The following is an 18,622-nucleotide window of genomic DNA, read 5'->3' on the forward strand; positions in this document are numbered from 1 at the left end:
CCAACCAACCAACCAACCAACCAACCAACCAACCAACCAACCAACCAACCAACCAACCAACCAACCCTAACTGCATCCTAAAAAAATTGGGGGTGCGATAATGTCACTCCCAAGCGAATATCTTTTTTCTAAACAGACAGAAAACCCATCAATCACCTTACTAAAACAACATTTCCCTCAATGTTTTGATAAAAACGGCGCATTTTTACCTGAAAAAATGGCAGAGCTGCTGCCCTCTTTGGAGGTAGACATTAGCCGTGAAGCCTATTCGTTAAACTGGTTGGGCAAATCTTACGCCCGCTATTTGCGCGATTGTCCACCGACAACCTTTTTGCATGAGAATAGTCAGCATAATGCCCTACCCCAAAATCAACACAGCCAAAACCTACTGATTAAAGGCGATAATTTAGAAGTCTTAAAACATCTAAAACATGCCTACGCCAATCAAGTCAAAATGATATACATCGACCCACCCTATAACACAGGTTCGGACGGCTTTGTGTATCAAGACGACCGTAAATTCACCCCTGATGAGCTTGCCAAACTTGCCGATATGAGCACGGATGAAGCCCGTCGGGTGCTAGACTTTACCGCCAAAAAATCCAATTCCCACAGTGCGTGGCTGACCTTTATGTATCCACGCCTGTATATCGCCCGTGAGCTACTCAAAGATGATGGCGTGATTTTTATCAGCATTGATGATAATGAACAAGCACAGCTGAAACTCTTATGTGATGAAGTGTTTGGGGAGGAGAATTTTGTTGAGTATTTTTCTTGGATTAAAACATCAACACCGCCAAGTTTATCGTTAAAATCTAGAAAAACAAATGAATATATTCTTTGTTATGAAAAAAATAAAGACAATTATAAATATAATGCAGGAAAGCAAGATGAAGGAGATGAACCTTTATTAAATTCAGGAAATACAAAAAGAATTTTGGAGTTTCCAGCGGATAGTTTAACTTTTAAATTTATTGAAAATGGTAAATTAAAAGCAGGTGAATTTGATAAAGTAACTTTGATGAATGACATTGAAATTGTTAATTTCAAATCTACCACCCCTATTTTATTGTCTGGTGAATTTAAATGGATTCAAGCAACTTTAGACGAAGAAATTAAGAAAGGCACAACATTTATAGCCAAAACAATCAAATTGTCTATTAGATTTTTGCGAAATGAAAAGGGGTCAAAAAGACCAACTAACTTTATTAAAAATGAAATAATTGATCCTTTAATTGATAAGAAAAATTCCAATGTTGATACAAATGAAAAAGCGACACAAGAAATTTTAGAATTATTTGATTCACAAGTTTTTACTAATCCTAAACCTACCAGTCTAATAAAATATCTAATAAATTTTAAAGTTTTGAAAAACGACCTAATCCTAGACTTTTTCGCAGGTTCAGGCACAACCGCCCACGCTGTGATGCAATTAAATGCCGAAGATAATGGCAATCGTAGGTTTATTTGCGTGCAGATTGACGAACCAACCGACCCCAAATCCGAAGCCCGTAAAGCAGGCTATCCCACAATTTTTGACATTACCCAAGCCCGTATTGAAAAAAGTGCGGTTAAAATCCGCCAAGATTTTCCCGATTATCAAGGCGATTTGGGTTTTAAGATCTTTGAAACCATGCCTGATTTTCGTAAATCTTATGAGGAGGAGTGGTTAAATCCACAAATGAAACTGCCTGATATGCTTGATGTCCACTTAAACGACGAACAGTATCAAACGCTGCTCACCACTTGGCGCGCTTTTGATGGCAATTTTCTCACCGAACCAGTTCAAATAATCGGTTTGGGTAATTATTTTGCTCATTTGGCGAGCAATACTTTGTATATTTTGCGGGCTGGGTTTGACAGTTTGGCAATTAAAGCCTTGATTGAACGATTGGATAACGATACCACCTTTTTACTGCAACGGATTGTATTGTTTGGCGCAAATGTAGAAAGCGCTAAGCAAAAAGAACTTAAACAAGCTTTAGACAGTTATACCAACCGTAAAAAACTGGATATTCACTTATTGGTGAGGTATTAAAAATGGCGGGCTTTCATTATGAAAAAAACTTGCCTCATCAAATAGCGGCGGTGCGTTCGGTGTTGGCGGTTTTTAATAAAGCACATAAAATAAATAATCCAATGGGAGAAAATCCAACTATTGAATTATCTGCCAATGTCTTTGCACAAAATATCCAGCAAATCCAACAACAAAATCATATTGAATCGCACTTAATACATCAAGATAAAGTGCTGGATATTAGTATGGAAACAGGCACGGGCAAAACTTATACCTATGCGCAAACTATGTTTGAAATGCACAAACAATTGGGGATATATAAATTTATTATTGCTGTACCAACTTTGTCTATTAAGGCTGGCGCGGAACAATTTTTAAAAAGCGAAGCTTTAAAACAGCATTTTCGTTTGGATTTTGAGGGGGAATATGGCGATACTGAAATTGAATTATATGTTGTGAAAAGCCAGAAATCTAAAAAATCCAAAAATAAATCTAAAAATCACCCGATGCCATAGAGATTGTGCGTTTTGTGCAAGCGGATAATGCGAAAAAAATTCATGTCTTACTTTTAAATATGGGCATGATTAACAGTAAAACCATGAAAGGTAAAGATGCTGGCAATGATGGCAGTGTTTTGTTAAAAGATTTGTATGATAAACCTTTTGAGGCGATTGCATCCATCAAGCCCATATTAATCATTGATGAGCCCCACCGCTTTAACGATAATAATGAAACTTGGCGGACTTTAATAGCATTTAAGCCACAATTTATATTGCGGTATGGCGCGACCTTTAATGATAATTTTTATAATCTCATTTATCGCTTAACCGCGATGGATGCTTTTAATCAAGATTTAGTAAAAGGTGTGCGAGCTTTTATTGAGCAAATAGAGGGCGATTCTCAAGCTAATATTAAATTTATTGAAAAATTAAGCCAAAATGAGGCAAAGTTTGAATTACGTACTAAAGAAGAAAGAAAAAATTTTATTCTTTCTGTTGGCGAGAGTTTGAACAAAGTCCATCCAGCAGTAGATGATTTAATTCTTACTAATATTCATCCCAAAAAAAACTTAGTGGTCTTTAATGAGATGATTGAAGTGGAACTAAACAAAAGTATTAAGCCTTATGCTTATTCAAATCAAGTCGCAGATAAAATGATGCGCCAAGCACTAAGAGAGCATTTTAAAGTAGAGCAAGAATTATTAAATCGCGCGGATAAAATCAAACCCTTAACTTTATTTTTCATTGATGATATTGCTGGTTATCGTGAGGACGGTAATATTTCAGGCAGCTTAAAAGCGCGTTTTGAAGCCTGCGTTAAAGACGAAGCGACAAAAGCATTAAAAAATGTGCAACCAAATTCCGCTTTTTATCATTCTTTGCAAACAGTGTTAAAAGATATCTCTGCTACCCACGGTGGATATTTCTCTAAAGACAATTCCTCAGAGGATGAAAAGACTTCTCAGCAAATTAGCGAAATTTTGCACGATAAAGAAAGTTTGCTTTCACGAGATAATCCACGCCGTTTTATTTTTTCTAAATGGACGTTGCGCGAAGGCTGGGATAATCCCAATATTTTTGGGATTTGTAAGTTACGCTCCAGCGGTAGTGAAACCAGTAAATTGCAAGAAGTAGGACGCGGCTTGCGCCTACCTGTTAATGAATTTATGGCGAGAGTCAAAGATAGCAACTTTATGCTTAATTATTTTGTAGATAGCAGTGAATCTGATTTTGTCTATAAACTAACAGAAGAAGTCAATCAAAATGCACATAAAGCGATTATTTTTGATGCTTTAAATGACGCATTATTTGAAAAGATACAAATGTCTTATCCTGATGAAACAAAAAAATCCATTCGTAATAAATTATCTTATTTTATTGATGATGATGATAAATTTATCCATGATGGATTAAATCAAGTAAAACAGCTTTATCCAGATGCTTTTAAACAACATACACTTAAACAAGGCAAAATCGCCCATGCAGGAAAAGATAAAAACAAGGCTAAAATGCGCGAGGGTAAATATGATGAACTCAAAGCACTATGGGAAATGATTAATCAAAAAGCGATTTTGAATTATCAAATAAGCGAAGTACAATGCCAGCAATTATTGGTTGATTATCTATTACAACATCAAGATAAATTTGCAATCAGTGGACTTTCAACAAAAATTTATCAAATCAAAGTAAATCAGAATTCTTTATATTCTGAATATTGGGATAATAATGAATATGATGAGATTGAGCCAATTGTTACCATGAACTATCGCGCTTTTTTAGAAAAGTTAGCGCAAAAATCTTTTATTCAAATGGCAACGTTGCATCGCGCTTTTTATCAAGTCAGAGATAAAGTAAATATTGAAAAATTTATGAATGAGCAAACCATTTATAGTATTCATAAAGGCTTTAATCAGTATTTATTGCAACATTCTTTTAGTAAATTCCAAGTTGGTTATGAGCAAATATCTGCAAGCGTACATCCTACAAAATTTACTGATATTCAAGGCAACCCTTTAGATGAAATTAATAGCGCAGATTTAGGGGTCAATCATCATGAGCAACCCCCATTGACAGAGTTTTTATTTGAGCAAACTTTTTTTGATAGCGATATTGAGCGCAAAAATATTGTAGAAGATGCGGTTAGTTCAATTACGGTCTTTACTAAAATCCCCAAAAATTCGATTAAAATTCCCGTGGCAGGCGGTGGGACTTATTCTCCTGATTTTGCTTATATTATTGAAAGCAAAACGGGTGAAACTTTAAACTTAGTGGTAGAAAGTAAAGGCGTTGAGGGAAGTGACTCTCTACGCAATGAAGAACAAAGAAAAATTGAACATGCCAGACGATGGATTGAACATATCAGCAGTAGAGTAAATTTAAAAATAATATTCGCGACCCAATTCCAAGGTAGTCAGATTAAAGAAATCATTAAAAAAGCCTTAGACGAAGCATAAAAAACGACCATCACGCGCGATGGTCATTTTTATTAGAATTTTTGTTCTAAATTCCGATGCTTTTAGTAAATATCTACATTAAAATATTTGTCATTAATCGTTTGATACACCCCATTTGCGCGAATCTCCTGAATTGCTTGATTAAACGCTTGTTTTAGCGCCTCTTCATTTTTACGAATTACAATGGATACGCCTTCACCATAATAAGCGGGGTCATCAAAAACAGGCTCTGCAAAGGCATAACCTTTCCCCATATCTGTTTCTAAAAAACCAGTAATGAGCGCTATGGTATCAGCAAGCGTTGCATCAATACGCCCACTGATTAAATCCAAATTCACCTCATCTTGCGTATTGTATTGGCGAATTTCGCCGACGATATTTTTTAGTTTTTCACTGGCAAAGCGATCATGAATGGTTGCACGCTGCACGCCTAAAGTGATGGATTGAAGTTTTTCTTGCCAATTATCAGAATTAATTTGACCTGCTAGAGAATCCTTTAGCACTAATTTACCATAGCTTGAATAATATTTATCCGTAAAATCAACACTTTGACGGCGTTCATCGGTTGCGCTCATTGATGCAACAATTGCATCAATCTTATTTGTTTTAAGCGACGGAATCATTGCATCCCAAGAGATTTGTACCAACGTACAGTCTTTTTGCATTTGTACGCATAATGCCTTTGCAATCTCTACATCAAATCCATATAGCTCACCTTGCTCATTTACTGCGCTAAAAGGCGGATATTCCCCTTCGATACCAATGCGCAAGGTCTGCCCCTGCTCAGCCCATGCCGACGATATACCTATAAAACCCAACACCATTGCAATGCATTGTTTTTTAAACATTTTATTCTCCCAAGTGTAACGCTAATGTTTTATCAAATGGCGCGTATAGCGATTTTCTAACCAACGAAATAACAGCGTAATTAATAAGGTAATCAGTAAATAGATTACAGCTGCCACAATAAAAGGGGTAAACGGCTCATAATATTTTGCATATAACGTTCGCGCTACGCCCGTAATATCCAATAAGGTCACCACAGACGCCAACGCCGAGCCATGCAACATAAAAATCACTTCATTACCATATGCGGGCAAGGCGCGCTCAATGGCGCTTGGCATTATAATGCGCCTAAAAATCAAACCTTTAGACATTCCCATTGCCCAAGCGGCTTCCACTTCACCTTTAGGGGTTGTTTCAATCGCACCGCGCACAATCTCAGAGGTATAGGCTGCGGTGTTTAAAGTAAATGCCAACAATGCCCAAGGCCATGATTGACGCAAAATTGGCCATAAAACACTTTCACGAATCCCCTCTACCGCGCCTAATTGCAACCCCACCCCGTAATAAATAATATAGAGTTGCACAAGCATTGGTGTGCCACGAAATACATAGCTAAATGCTGATACCAGCGCTTTTGCAATCTTTAGGGTAATGCCTTGCGCAGCGCTTGCTAAAATTACACCAAAAGGCACAGCTAAGACCAATCCGCATAATAGAGAAATCCCGACCAGCCAAAGCGTCGTCCATATCCCCTCAGCCAATAAAGGCAAATTATCTAGGATAATCGGGCATATTGTTCAAAAAAATCCATAACCCCTCCCTACATAGAGCGCGGCGCAAAGCCTAGGCTATAGCGTCTTTTTAGCCAATTAAGCACCAGCAAGGATAAGGTCGTTAAGATCAAAAACCCTAGCGCTGCTGCTGAATAAAACAAAAATGGCGCATGTTTACTTTTTGCCGCTAAATTCGCCAAACCCACCAAATCATGCAAGCCAATCAACGATACCAGCGCCGTAGTTTTTAATAATACCAACCAATTATTCCCCAAACTTGGCAAGGCATAACGCAACATGAGCGGTCGTGTAATACGCCAGAACAATGTAAATCCTGATAACCCATAAGCGCGCGCTGCCTCAATTTGCCCTTTGGGAATGGCATTAATTCCCCCGCGCAACGTCTCCGCCATATAAGCGCCAAACATCAGTCCAATAATCATTGTGCCAGTGATAAACGGATTAAATTCAACCCGCCCCCACCCCAATTGTGATGCAAAATAATTCACTAGCCACTCCGCGCCGTAATAAAAACAAAAACAATTGCACCAAATCAGGAATTCCGCGCAATAACGTGATATAGGTTTTTGCAAACCAACGCAGAGGCGTAATTTTTGAAAGTCGCGCCAAACAAAGCAACACGCCCAACACCAATGAAATCACCAACCCACCCAAGGCAAGCTCCACCGTTAGCAGAGCCCCCTTAAGCAGATTCATTTCATAGCCAAGTAATAAAGAGGTGTTTTGCATCGTTTATCGTGCTGCTGGCGGATGGGCAATCACATCATAAATATCGTAGCTAAAATAGCGGTCATTAACTTTTTTATACTCTCCATTAGCAACAATAGCCTCAATGGCATCTGAAAAGCGCTGTGCTAATTGTGGCTCATCTTTACGCACCGCAATGCCAATACCCTCACCAAAATATTTTTCATCATTTAATTCATCGCCAAACAACTCAAACTTCTCGCCTCCTTCGCGGTCTAAAAAGCCATCTTGCAAAGCAATTTTATCAGCAAACAATACATCTACGCGCCCAGCGCGCATATCCAAATTCGCCTCTTCTTGTGAGGCATAACGATTAATCGCAAGCCCCCAATCTTTCATCTCGTGGCTTGCATACTCATCAAAAGTAGTCCCTCGCAAAACGCCAATCACTTTCCCTTTTAAAGACGCTTTATCAAACTCAAGATTGCTACCCTTAGCTCGCACAAACACCCCAGGGTTACCATAATAAGGCTTAGAAAACGCTACACTTTTGCGTCGTTCATCATTTGCATTTAAAGAAGCAACCAACGCATCAGCCTTTCCTGTTTTTAAAGCAGCAATCAAACCATCAAATTCAATTTGCTTAAATTCACATTGCACCTGCATTTGTGCGCATAACGCTTTTGCAATATCAATATCAAATCCTATCATTTGACCTTTATCATCCATCTCAGAGAAAGGCGGATAAGTGCCATCCGTCGCCACTATAATTTTCTCCTCACTAGCATACACCGAGGCCCCAAATAACAAACTCAATAACCATACTTTTTTCATAGTTCACCCCTTTATAATTAGCCTTTCAAATTATTAGACAAAAACCGTCGACAGCGCTCTGATTGACTGTGATTAAACAAATAATCAGGTGTTCCTTCATCTTCAATCAACCCTTGATGCAAAAACATCACATGTGAGGACACCTCACGTGCAAACCCCATTTCATGGTTACCACAATCATCGTGCGCCCCTCTTGAGCCAAATCCTGCATCACTTTTAACACATCGCCTACCAACTCAGGGTCAAGTGCTGAGGTTGGCTCATCAAATAACAACGCATCAGGTTGCATCGCTAATGCCCGCGCAATTGCCGCACGTTGTTGCTGACCCCCTGATAAATGCGCAGGATAATAATCCCTGCGCTCATAAAGCCCCACCTTATCCAACAGCGCCAATGCCTGCTCAATCGCCTGCGCACGTGGCACATTTAACACATGCACAGGCGCTTCAATTAAATTCTCCAATACAGTTCTATGCGACCACAAATTGAAATTTTGAAACACCATCGACAATCGCGAACGCACCCGCGAAATCTGCTTAGAGGATTGAGCATAGCGCGCACCCTTGCGGTCTGTTGCAAGTGCCACTTGCTCACCAGCTACCCAAACCTCCCCACTATCTGGAAGCTCTAGAAAATTCAAACAACGCAAAAAAGTACTCTTACCCGAACCTGAAGAGCCCAAAATTGAAATCACATCGCCTTTATGCGCCGTCAAAGATACGCCCTTAAGCACTTCCTCTTTGCCAAAACGCTTGTGAATATCCACCGCTTTTATTGCTGCAACCGCATTCAAAATCCGCCCCCCCACCCTTAATCTAGCTTGCGAAAAGCGCCTAATTGTACACGATGTTAAAAGCATGTCTATGGCGTATGATGTGAGTGTGCTAGAGTATGCGCCCCAAAAAAACAATCGAGCCAATTATGCACCCACACCCAAGCGAAAGCGAAACGCTACTGCGTCAACTTCTTGAAAAACCCTCTGTTACGCCAGAGGATGCAGGATGCCAACCCATTATTGCCGAACAACTCAAAAATGCAGGCTTTACCATTAAAAATCTTTCTTTTGAGCGCGTTGATAATCTATGGGCGACTCATGGACAAGGCGCACCCCTCATTGTTTTTGCAGGGCATACCGACGTCGTCCCTGCTGGGGATTTAAAACATTGGCACACCCCACCTTTTACCCCCAGCGAACAAAATGGATTGCTCTACGCCCGCGGTGCAGCAGATATGAAATCAGGCGTTGCCTGCATGACCAGCGCTTTAATCGACCTTGTTACTCGCCACCCCAACCACACAGGCACACTCGCACTCCTGCTAACCAGCGATGAAGAAGGACTCGCTATTGATGGCACCCAAGCGGTACTCAATCATCTTAGCGCTGAAGGCATAAAAATTGACTACGCCATTGTTGGGGAACCCACCAGCAATCACACACTAGGCGATAGCGCACGCAATGGACGCCGTGGCTCCTTACAACTACATCTAACCGTTGAAGGACAAGGCGGACACGTCGCCTATCCTGAACACATCACCAACCCCAACTACGGCATCAGCGCGTTAGTTGAGCGCCTAAGTCGCATTCGATGGGATAACGGCAATATAAACTTCCCCCCAACCAGCTTTCAAGTGAGTACCCTACAAGGTGGCGATGGCACAGAAAACGTCGTCCCCAATACAGCATTTTTCAAAGCCAATTGGCGCTTTAATAATGAACATAGCGCTGATAGCCTAAAACATCTAGCTACCGCCATCATTGAAGAAACGCTCACCCCCCTAAACCTACGCGCGCATTACCAATGGCGCTTATCAGCCGAACCCTTTTATACACAAAACCCAATCCTTCTCCAAGCCCTCAGCCAAGCTATTGCCAAACATACCCAGCAACGCGTCCAATTTAATACCGCAGGCGGCACCTCCGATGCACGCTTTTTTGCCAAACACGGCGCAGAGACCATAGAATTTGGCGTAAGCAACGCTACCATTCACCAAGCCAATGAAAACGTGCGCATTGCCGACCTAGTGCCTTTAAGCCAAATTTATGCCAGCACCATCGAACAGATTTGGCAACATCACCAATCCATCTAATAGAAAAATTTATGCACCCTAGCGACCTACAAAACAAACATCACCGCCTAAGCCAACTCCTTACCCCCTACGCCCAAATCCCCATTGAGTGCTACCCAAGCCCCAACCAACACTACCGCCAACGCGCTGAATTTCGCATTTGGCATAACGATAGCGGTGCGCATTACGTCATGGTGAGCCAAGGGCAAAAAGCGCAAAGCGACAGCATCATCTACACCCCCCAATTCCCCCCAGCCGCTGAGCTAATCAACCGCCTCATGCCCCCCTTAATTGATGCCATCAATCAAACCCCCATCCTAAAGCACAAACTCTTCCAAATAGATTTTCTCACCACCCTCACAGGAGAAAGCCTCATTACCCTTCTTTATCACCGCCAACTCGACAACCTTTGGCAACAAAGCGCCCACACCCTCGCACAGCGTTTAAATAGCCACATCATCGGACGCGCGCGTAAACAAAAAATCGTCCTTACTCAAGATTATGTTCAAGAAACCTACCGCGTTTTAGAGCAAGAATATCACTACCGCCAATATGAAGGCAGTTTCAGTCAACCCAATGGATATATCTGCCAAATCATGCTCAATTGGGCAGCGCAACACTGCCAACACAGCCAAGGCGACCTGCTAGAGCTTTATTGTGGCAATGGCAACTTCACCCTCCCGCTAAGTCGTCATTTCAACAAAACCCTAGCCACCGAAATCAGCAAAACCAGCATCAAAGCGCTCAAAGAAAACATCGCCCTAAATCACATCGACAATCTAAAAATCGCGCGCCTTTCTGCGGAAGAATTCAGCCAAGCTTGGCAAGGGACACGCCCTTTCCGCCGCCTAATTGAAGCCGACATCCACTTAAACGACTATCAATTTTCCACCATCCTTGTTGACCCCCCACGCGCAGGCATCGACCCCGACACCCTACAACTCATGCAACAATTTGACAGCATTCTCTATATCTCTTGCAATCCCTACACGCTCGCCGACAATCTCACCACACTCTGCCAAACCCATCAAATCCAACACATCGCCCTATTCGACCAATTCCCCAACACTGAGCATATGGAAGTAGGCACACTCCTAAAAAAACGCTAGCGCCTAGCGCTCCAAGCCAACACCACCTCAAATAGCGCATCCAACCATAACGCCAACACCACCACCAGCGCCACGCCCTGCAATACAAATGGCAGATTATAATTCGTCAACCCCGCAATAATTGGCGAGCCTAAACTCTGCGTTCCCACCGTCGAAGCAATCGTCGCTGTTGCCACATTAATCATCACCGACGTCCGCACTCCAGCCAAAATTAGCGGAAACGCCAACGGCAATTCCACCTCAAGCAAACGTTGCCAAGCGCTAAATCCCAATCCTCTAGCCGCCAACAACACATCACGCGGCAGCTGCGCAAAAGCCTTAAGCGCATTTTCAACAATGGGCAACAACCCATACAACACCAAAGCCAACAGCGCAGGCATAAAGCCAAACCCCACCATCGGCACACTCAACGCCAACACCACCGCAGGTGGAATCGATTGCCCAAGACTCACCAAAGACGACAACAACGGCGCAAAGGCTCGCCCCCAACCCCGCGTAACTGCAATACAAGCCCCCACTCCCACGCCTACCGTTATTAGCGACGACAGACCCACTAAAGACAAATGCGCCCACAAAAGCCCCGCAAAACTCTGGCGCGTATACAAAGGCGTGTGCACCTCAGGAAACCACGCCGCAAAAATCTTTTCAGAATAAGGCAAGCCCACCACCAAACCCACCAGCAACACCGTCCACACCCCACAGCGCACCAACGCCCACCTCACCGCCTACTCCATGCCAACACATCAACCAGCGCCAACATTCCCACCGCCTCACCAGCCTCATTCACAACAGGCAATTCCTCCACCCCCAAAGCAATAAAGCGCGATAACGCCTCCTTTAGCGAACTCTCTGACGTTAACGCCTCCCCATGCCCCTCAAAGCGCTTATCGCTTTTCTGCATACACGCTTTCACCTTAACTTGCGCCAACAATCGCAATCCCAAATCCGCCTCCCCGACAAAACGTCGCACAAAATCATTAGCAGGACTTGTTAAAATCTCCAATGGCGTTGCACATTGCGCCACACGCCCCTCCTGCAACAGCAAAATCCTATCGCCCAAGCGCAACGCCTCATCCATATCATGCGTTACAAAAACAATCGTCTTTTTCTGCTGTTGTTGCAACGACAACAGCAATTGCTGCAACGACTCACGCGTTATTGGGTCAAGCGCACCAAAGGGTTCATCCATCAACAGCACAGGCGGATTTCCTGCCAAAGCGCGCGCCACCCCCACCCGTTGCGCTTGCCCACCAGATAACTCATGCGGATAAAGCTGTGCAAAATGCGCCACAGGCAACCCCACCGCCTCCAACTGCAGCATTGCCGCCTCACGCGCCCTTTTCTTTTCCCAACCTAACAACAACGGCACAGTCATCACATTACGCAACACCGTCCAATGCATAAACAACCCAGCCGATTGAATCACATACCCCATCTGCCGCCTAAGCGCAACCAACTCAAACTCCGCCACATCGCGCCCAGCAAACAACACCCGCCCATAATCTTGCACCAACAACTGATTCATTATCTGCAAAAGCGTTGATTTCCCACTGCCTGAAGCCCCAATGAGCACCAAAATCTCCCCTTCGCGCACCTTAAAATCAACTTTCTCCAACACCGTGCGCCCTGAAAACGCCTTCCCCCACCCCAACAAATTCAATCATTTTGCCTCCAAGCGCCTACACAGCACAATCAACCCCTGCATCAGCCCATCTAACCCCAACGCCAGCGCAATTGTAGGCAACGCACCTAAAAGCACCACCTCCGCCACATTCTCCCCCCAAGCCCTGCCAAATAAAAAATCCCAATCCCCCCAGCGCCAATCAGCGCCGCCACCACCGTAAGCCCCACCGCCTGCACCAACACCACCCGCACCCCCGAAAGCACCACAGGCAAAGCCAATGGCAAAGACACCTGCCACCACAATTGCGCGCGCGTCATCCCCATTGCCCGCCCAGCAAGCAACACCGACTCAGGCACCAAAGTAAACGCCATAAAAGTATTACGCGTTAAAGGCAACAGCGTATAAATCACCAACGCCACCACCGCAGGCGCAACCCCAATCCCCCCAACGCCTAAATCCTGTAACCAAGAAAAACGCTTTGCCAACGCCGCTAAAGGCGCTAACAACAACGCAAACAACGCCAAAGATGGCAACGTCTGTAACGTATTTAAAAGTGCAAAAATTCTCCTTGCCACCCTCTCTTGTCGACTCGCCCACCACCCTAACGGCAAGCCTATCACCAATACACCAATAAGCGTCATCGCCACCAACATCACATGCCGCCAAAACTCCTGCTCAAACCGCGCCGCTTGGCGATAATATTCCGTCATAACCGCCACATCATCCCAAACCCCCTTAGCCAATCCCCACATCAGCATCCCCACAACCAATCCCACCAGCAACAACCTCTCCATCCGCCCAAGAGCGCGCGAGACCGACAACAACATCAACCCCAGCACCACCAACACCCCCCAAAACCCAGACGCCAAACCCACCCGCGATAAAGGCGACTGCAAAAGGCGATATGCAGAAGCCTCCTGCCCCACCATCACCAACCATATCACCAATGCAAATAACACCGCCCCTGCCTGCCATCTCCCCCCACCCCAAAACACCGCACCGCCTAATAACACAAGCGCGCCCAGCCAGAACCCATCCACCGCCTTCCAATCCTGCCACCAATAAAAAGGCGCTCCTGCCAATAAACGATTGGGCATTAAACTTAACAGCGGACACACCAGCGCCACCCCAATGAGAATGCTCAAAAGCACCGCCATCACCAAACGTTGCTCCCCAATTCTGTCAACCCTTTGCGGCATCCTAATGCGCCACCGAGTCTAAAAACTCACTTGCCACCACAGAAGCCGACACCCCCTCCAATAAAATGCGTGCATTTAATGCCTGCAACGTCTGCAAATCCAATCGCGCAAATACTGGCGCAAACCACGCCTGCAACTCAGGATATTCACGCGCCACCGCCCCACGCACCACCACCGCTGGCGCATAGACCACCTGCGATTGTTTATCATCTGCCAATACATGCAAATCCAGCGCTGCAAGCGCCCCATCTGTGGCATAAACCATCGCCGCATTCACCCCATTTGTCCCCCGAGCAGCCGCTTGAATCGTCGCACTGGTATTCCCCCCTGATAACACCAGCAACTGCGATTCCTCTAATTGAAACCCATAAACCTTCTCAAAAGTCGGCAACGCAACGGACTCTCCACAAATTCTGCCGAAGCCGCTAATTTAAATGCCCCACCATCAGATAAATAGTGAACCAAATCCGAAAAACTACGCACCCCCTCACGATACAACTGAGCATTTACCGCAATCGCCCAAGTATTATTAACTTTTGCAGGCTCAAGCCACACCAAATCATGCGCTTGAGCATCTTCTGCGCGCACCCGCTCATAGCCTGCCTGCAAATCACGCCACACCGCATCCTCTAAGCTATTACTAAAATAAGCGCCATTTCCCGTATATTCAGGATAAACATCAATTTCTCCCCCAAGAATTGCCGTGCGCACAATATTAGACGCACCCAACTGAATTTTATCAACCACCTCAACCCCATGCGCCTCTAACACCTGCGCAATCACATTCCCCAACAACGCCCCTTCTGAATCAATCTTTGAACTAACCACCACCGCCGTTTGAGCAACCCCTCCGCCAATCCACAGCCCCAAAACCAAACTAACCGTCTGCAATTTTTTAAAAAACCCATGCCAACTCCCAGAACTATTTACAAAGCGCTCTATTATAAAGAGTCAAGCGCCATTGTCATTTATTTATGCCTAATCTAATCTATATTTTAGCGCTTGCCTAACCCCACCGCGCACAGCAAATGCAAACGCACAAAAAACCCTCACCACAAGTAATTTTTAATTTTTCTTAAGAAAAAAATGAGGTTTGATAAAATAGCGCCTCGTTTTACTCTTAAAACGACAATGGAAAAATTTTTATCCCCCCTAAAAGGAGTCTTAAAAGATGAAATCTTACCGTCCTTGGCTATTAGCGACTTTAATAAGCGCGAATATCTCTGCTGCGCCCTCAGATGAAACGCATTATTTTACAGTCTTACACACCAATGATTCACATGGGCATTTTTGGCAAAATGAACGCGGAGAATACGGCTTTCCCGCACAAAAAACCGTTATTGACAGCATCCGCCAAGAAGTAGAAAGCCAAGGCAATGCGCTCATCCTATTGCATGCTGGAGATTACAATACAGGCGTTCCCGAATCAGATTTGCTCAATGCAATCCCAGATATTGAAGGGCTCAACGCCATGGGCTACGAAGCGGTTGCCCTTGGCAATCATGAATTTGATTTCCCACTTAATCAATTATTAGAACAACAAAAACAAGCTAAATTTGCGCTCGTTTCTGCAAATGTATTGTCTAAAGAAACAGAAAAACCACTGGTTAATCCTTATATTGTCTTGCAAAAAGGAGCGCTTAAAGTTGCCGTTATGGGGCTTACCACTGAAGATACCGCTAAACTGAGCAATCCAGAGGTAACGGCTGAAGTAGTTTTTAAACCTGCCATTAAAACAGCACAAGAGACCCTTAAAATCATCAACGAACACGACAAACCAGATATCCGCATTGCCCTAACGCATATGGCTATTACAACAACGCACAGCATGGACAAAATGCCCCTGGTGATGTCAGCCTTGCTCGCGCGGTCAAAGAAGGGGATTTGGATATTATTATTGGTGGGCATACGCATAACACTGTTTGCATTGATGAAAATGGCGCTTTAGATTCTGACTATATCGCTGGCAAAGCTTGTAAACCAGATTTGCAAAATGGCGTTTATATTATGCAAGCTGGTTATTGGGGAAAATATGTTGGACGCGCCGATTTTAAATACAGCAATGGCAAAACCGAACTGCTAAATTATCAACTCATCCCCATTAATCTTAAGCAAAAAATCAAAGGCAGCGACGGGGAAAATCAATATGTTTTATACACCCAAGAAATCGCACAAGATCCAGAACTCTTTGCCCAACTAAAACCTTATCAAGAAGAAGGACACGCCCTCTTAAATATCAAAGTAGGCGAAGTTAAAGGCAGATTTGAAGGCGATAGAGAAATTATCCGCTCAGAACAAACCAACCTTGGGCGCCTAATCGCGCAATCCCAAATGCAAAGAGTCAATGCCGATTTAGGATTAATGAACTCTGGCGGTATTCGTGATTCTTTAAATGAAGGGTGATTACTTATCGCGATTTATTACTCGTTCAACCTTTTGGCAATATGATTGCAACCGTGCAATTAAACGGTCAAGAGCTCAAAGAATATCTAACATTTGCCGCTTTGCGCGACCAAGATAGTGGCGGATATCCCCAATTTGCTGGGCTTTCAATGAAGGTCAATCGCGCTAAAGGCGAAATCAGCGAGGTAAAAATTGCTGGTAAACCGCTTGATGAGCATAAACTCTATACCCTATCTTTACCTGATTATATTGCTGGCGGGGGCGATGGGTATCCAATCCTTAAAGATAATCCAAGTTACGTTAATACGGGTTTTATAGATGCCGAAATGCTAAAACGTTATTTTAATGAACATAAAATCCTAGATGCTGAAAAATTTGACCCTAAAAACGATATTATTTTCCAATAAAAATAATATTAAGAAAAACCAAGATATTAATTAATATTGGTTTTAACACTATGATTTAGACATAAATTCATTACAATGCGCGTTTTATTCAAGCTTTTGATTCATCATGAATATTGCTACTGTCTACACTCGCGCACCACTTTCCATGCGTGCCCCTTTGGTACGCGTGGAAGTGCATCTCTCCTCAGGACTTCCTGCGCTCACTCTGGTTGGGCTTCCTGAAAAAGCGGTTAAAGAAAGCAAAGACCGCGTCCGCGCTGCTATTTTAAATAGCGGTTTTGAATTTCCACAAAAACGCATCACCATCAATCTCGCCCCAGCTGACCTCCCTAAAGACGGCGCACGTTTTGACCTTGCCATTGCCCTTGGCATTCTCATCGCCTCAGCACAACTGCCTGCCTCTATTGCTGAACAAAGCGAATGGCAAGGCGAACTCGCGCTATCGGGCGATTTACGTCCTGTTAGCGCGATTCTTCCTTGCGCCATAGCCGCCCAAGCAGATAATCATCGTCTTATCGTTTGCCAAGACAATCACCTAGAAGCTCAACTCCTCCATAATCTCGAAGTGCAGTCTGCCCGTAGTTTGGCGCATATCGCTGCCATTGCCTATCAACAAGACCAATGGCTCCCCCCACCTAGCGCTCCCCCTATCACAGCGCCACAATATCCTGATTTTTCTGATGTGATTGGACAACACCAAGTCAAACGCGCTTTACTTATCGCCGCTGCTGGCGGGCATCATATTCTAATGAGCGGCCCCCCTGGTACAGGAAAATCCATGCTTGCCCAGCGCTTTCCCAGTATCTTGCCTGATATGAGCGAACATCAAGCCATTGAAACCGCCGCTCTACTTTCCCTAAGCCGCCAAGGATTTGACCTCAACCAATGGAAAAAACGCCCCATCCGCAGTCCACACCATAGCAGTTCAGCGCCTGCTTTGGTTGGAGGCGGAAGCATTCCCAAACCAGGAGAGATTTCTCTATCGCATCATGGCGTATTATTTTTAGACGAACTGCCAGAATTTGACCGCAAAGTTTTAGAAATGCTCCGCGAACCATTAGAAAATGGGCATATCACCATTTCACGCGCCGCCTTAAAAACACATTTTCCAGCACAATTTCAACTAATCGCCGCCATGAACCCCTGTCCCTGTGGTTATTATGGCGACCCTGAGCGCGCCTGCACCGACACCCCCGACCAAATCGCACGCTATCGGCAAAAAATCTCTGGTCCTCTATTAGACCGCATCGACCTGCAAGTTCACGTCCCCCGTCTAAGCCCAGCTGAAATCCGCCAAAACAACCCCAGCACAACCAGCGCCGAACTCAAACAGCAAGTCAATCATGCCTATCAAATTCAGCTCCAGCGCCAAGGGTGCGTTAATGCACATCTAAGCGCCTCCCAACTTGACACCCACCTTAACGCCAAAGAAAACGTCTACCCCTTGCTAGACCGCGCTGCTGCCAAACTGCATTTTTCCATGCGCAGTTATCATCGCCTACTAAAAGTTGCGCGCACCATCGCCGACCTTGACCAGCAATTACAAATCGACCCAAGCCATATCAGCGAAGCGCTACAATATCGAGGTTTTAGCTAAAGACCAATGCAAAACCTTATACACAACATGCCACAATCTCAGCTCAGCATGATATTTTTTAACCAAACCGTCTGAACATGGACAAATTACCCAAATTTTTCAAACAACCAAACCCAACCTCACCCCATTTCACCTTAAAAGGGGC

General features: G+C 44.1%; 12 protein-coding genes and 4 pseudogenes. 6 read left to right on the plus strand and 10 right to left on the minus strand.

What is annotated here, in order from left to right:
- Positions 1-100 precede the first annotated feature (100 nt).
- Together A5N84_RS05230 and A5N84_RS05235 are read left to right on the plus strand one after the other, a co-directional pair.
- Positions 101-2,038 carry a DNA methyltransferase gene (locus A5N84_RS05230; RefSeq protein WP_072281532.1) on the plus strand — a complete coding sequence of 646 codons (1,938 nt, stop codon included), beginning with the start codon at positions 101-103 and terminating at the stop codon, positions 2,036-2,038.
- 2 nt (positions 2,039-2,040) lie between these two features.
- Positions 2,041-4,970 (plus strand): annotated as a pseudogene (locus A5N84_RS05235) (type III restriction-modification system endonuclease).
- A 62-nt stretch (positions 4,971-5,032) separates the two neighbouring features.
- On the opposite strand, the gene A5N84_RS05240 reads toward A5N84_RS05235, so the two are convergent.
- The 6 genes and pseudogenes from A5N84_RS05240 to A5N84_RS05260 all read right to left on the minus strand — a co-directional run bounded on the left by A5N84_RS05240 (position 5,033) and on the right by A5N84_RS05260 (position 8,864).
- On the minus strand, positions 5,033-5,818 hold the full coding sequence (locus A5N84_RS05240) for a transporter substrate-binding domain-containing protein (protein ID WP_072281533.1): 786 nt from the start codon (positions 5,816-5,818) through the stop codon (positions 5,033-5,035).
- 21 nt (positions 5,819-5,839) lie between these two features.
- Entirely contained in the window at positions 5,840-6,526 is a 687-nt protein-coding gene (locus A5N84_RS05245; protein WP_233119967.1) for an ABC transporter permease, read from the minus strand.
- A gap of 50 nt (positions 6,527-6,576) precedes the next feature.
- Positions 6,577-7,038, minus strand: a complete 462-nt coding sequence (locus A5N84_RS05250; protein ID WP_233119968.1) for an ABC transporter permease subunit — start codon at positions 7,036-7,038, stop codon at positions 6,577-6,579.
- The gene (locus A5N84_RS11740; RefSeq protein WP_233119969.1) at positions 6,998-7,279 is read right to left on the minus strand and encodes an ABC transporter permease subunit; all 282 of its coding nucleotides are present in this window, start codon (positions 7,277-7,279) and stop codon (positions 6,998-7,000) included. Before A5N84_RS11740 ends, A5N84_RS05250 begins: the two co-directional genes overlap by 41 nt.
- Before the next feature lie 3 nt (positions 7,280-7,282).
- Positions 7,283-8,071 (minus strand): transporter substrate-binding domain-containing protein, encoded by a 789-nt coding sequence (locus A5N84_RS05255; protein WP_072281535.1) that lies wholly within the window; start codon positions 8,069-8,071, stop codon positions 7,283-7,285.
- Positions 8,072-8,088: 17 nt separating this feature from the next.
- Positions 8,089-8,864: pseudogene (locus A5N84_RS05260) on the minus strand (ABC transporter ATP-binding protein).
- 128 nt (positions 8,865-8,992) lie between these two features.
- Between A5N84_RS05260 and dapE the strand changes: the two are divergent.
- Positions 8,993-10,159 (plus strand): succinyl-diaminopimelate desuccinylase, encoded by a 1,167-nt coding sequence (dapE, locus tag A5N84_RS05265; RefSeq protein WP_072281545.1) that lies wholly within the window; start codon positions 8,993-8,995, stop codon positions 10,157-10,159.
- Between the two features lie 11 nt (positions 10,160-10,170).
- On the plus strand, positions 10,171-11,247 hold the full coding sequence (gene trmA, locus A5N84_RS05270) for a tRNA (uridine(54)-C5)-methyltransferase TrmA (RefSeq protein ID WP_072281536.1): 1,077 nt from the start codon (positions 10,171-10,173) through the stop codon (positions 11,245-11,247).
- Here trmA and A5N84_RS05275 read toward each other — a convergent pair.
- The 4 genes and pseudogenes from A5N84_RS05275 to A5N84_RS13415 all read right to left on the minus strand — a co-directional run bounded on the left by A5N84_RS05275 (position 11,244) and on the right by A5N84_RS13415 (position 14,961).
- Positions 11,244-11,969 (minus strand): ABC transporter permease, encoded by a 726-nt coding sequence (locus A5N84_RS05275; RefSeq protein ID WP_233119970.1) that lies wholly within the window; start codon positions 11,967-11,969, stop codon positions 11,244-11,246. The two genes, trmA and A5N84_RS05275, sit on opposite strands and share 4 nt — an antisense overlap.
- Positions 11,966-12,907, minus strand: a complete 942-nt coding sequence (locus tag A5N84_RS05280) for an ABC transporter ATP-binding protein (RefSeq protein WP_072281537.1) — start codon at positions 12,905-12,907, stop codon at positions 11,966-11,968. The genes A5N84_RS05275 and A5N84_RS05280 overlap by 4 nt, the downstream gene beginning before the upstream one ends.
- Before the next feature lie 89 nt (positions 12,908-12,996).
- Positions 12,997-14,070, minus strand: a complete 1,074-nt coding sequence (locus tag A5N84_RS05285) for an ABC transporter permease (RefSeq protein WP_078055585.1) — start codon at positions 14,068-14,070, stop codon at positions 12,997-12,999.
- Position 14,071: 1 nt separating this feature from the next.
- Positions 14,072-14,961 (minus strand): annotated as a pseudogene (locus A5N84_RS13415) (glycine betaine ABC transporter substrate-binding protein).
- A 280-nt stretch (positions 14,962-15,241) separates the two neighbouring features.
- On the opposite strand from A5N84_RS13415, the pseudogene ushA reads away from it, so the two are divergent.
- Both ushA and A5N84_RS05300 read left to right on the plus strand, forming a co-directional pair.
- A pseudogene (gene ushA / locus A5N84_RS13420) lies at positions 15,242-16,880 on the plus strand (bifunctional UDP-sugar hydrolase/5'-nucleotidase UshA).
- Between the two features lie 106 nt (positions 16,881-16,986).
- The gene (locus tag A5N84_RS05300; RefSeq protein ID WP_072281538.1) at positions 16,987-18,477 is read left to right on the plus strand and encodes a YifB family Mg chelatase-like AAA ATPase; all 1,491 of its coding nucleotides are present in this window, start codon (positions 16,987-16,989) and stop codon (positions 18,475-18,477) included.
- The last annotated feature ends 145 nt before the right edge of the window (positions 18,478-18,622 follow it).

This window comes from Rappaport israeli (genome assembly GCF_001888055.1).
Taxonomy (GTDB): domain Bacteria; phylum Pseudomonadota; class Gammaproteobacteria; order Cardiobacteriales; family Cardiobacteriaceae; genus Rappaport; species Rappaport israeli.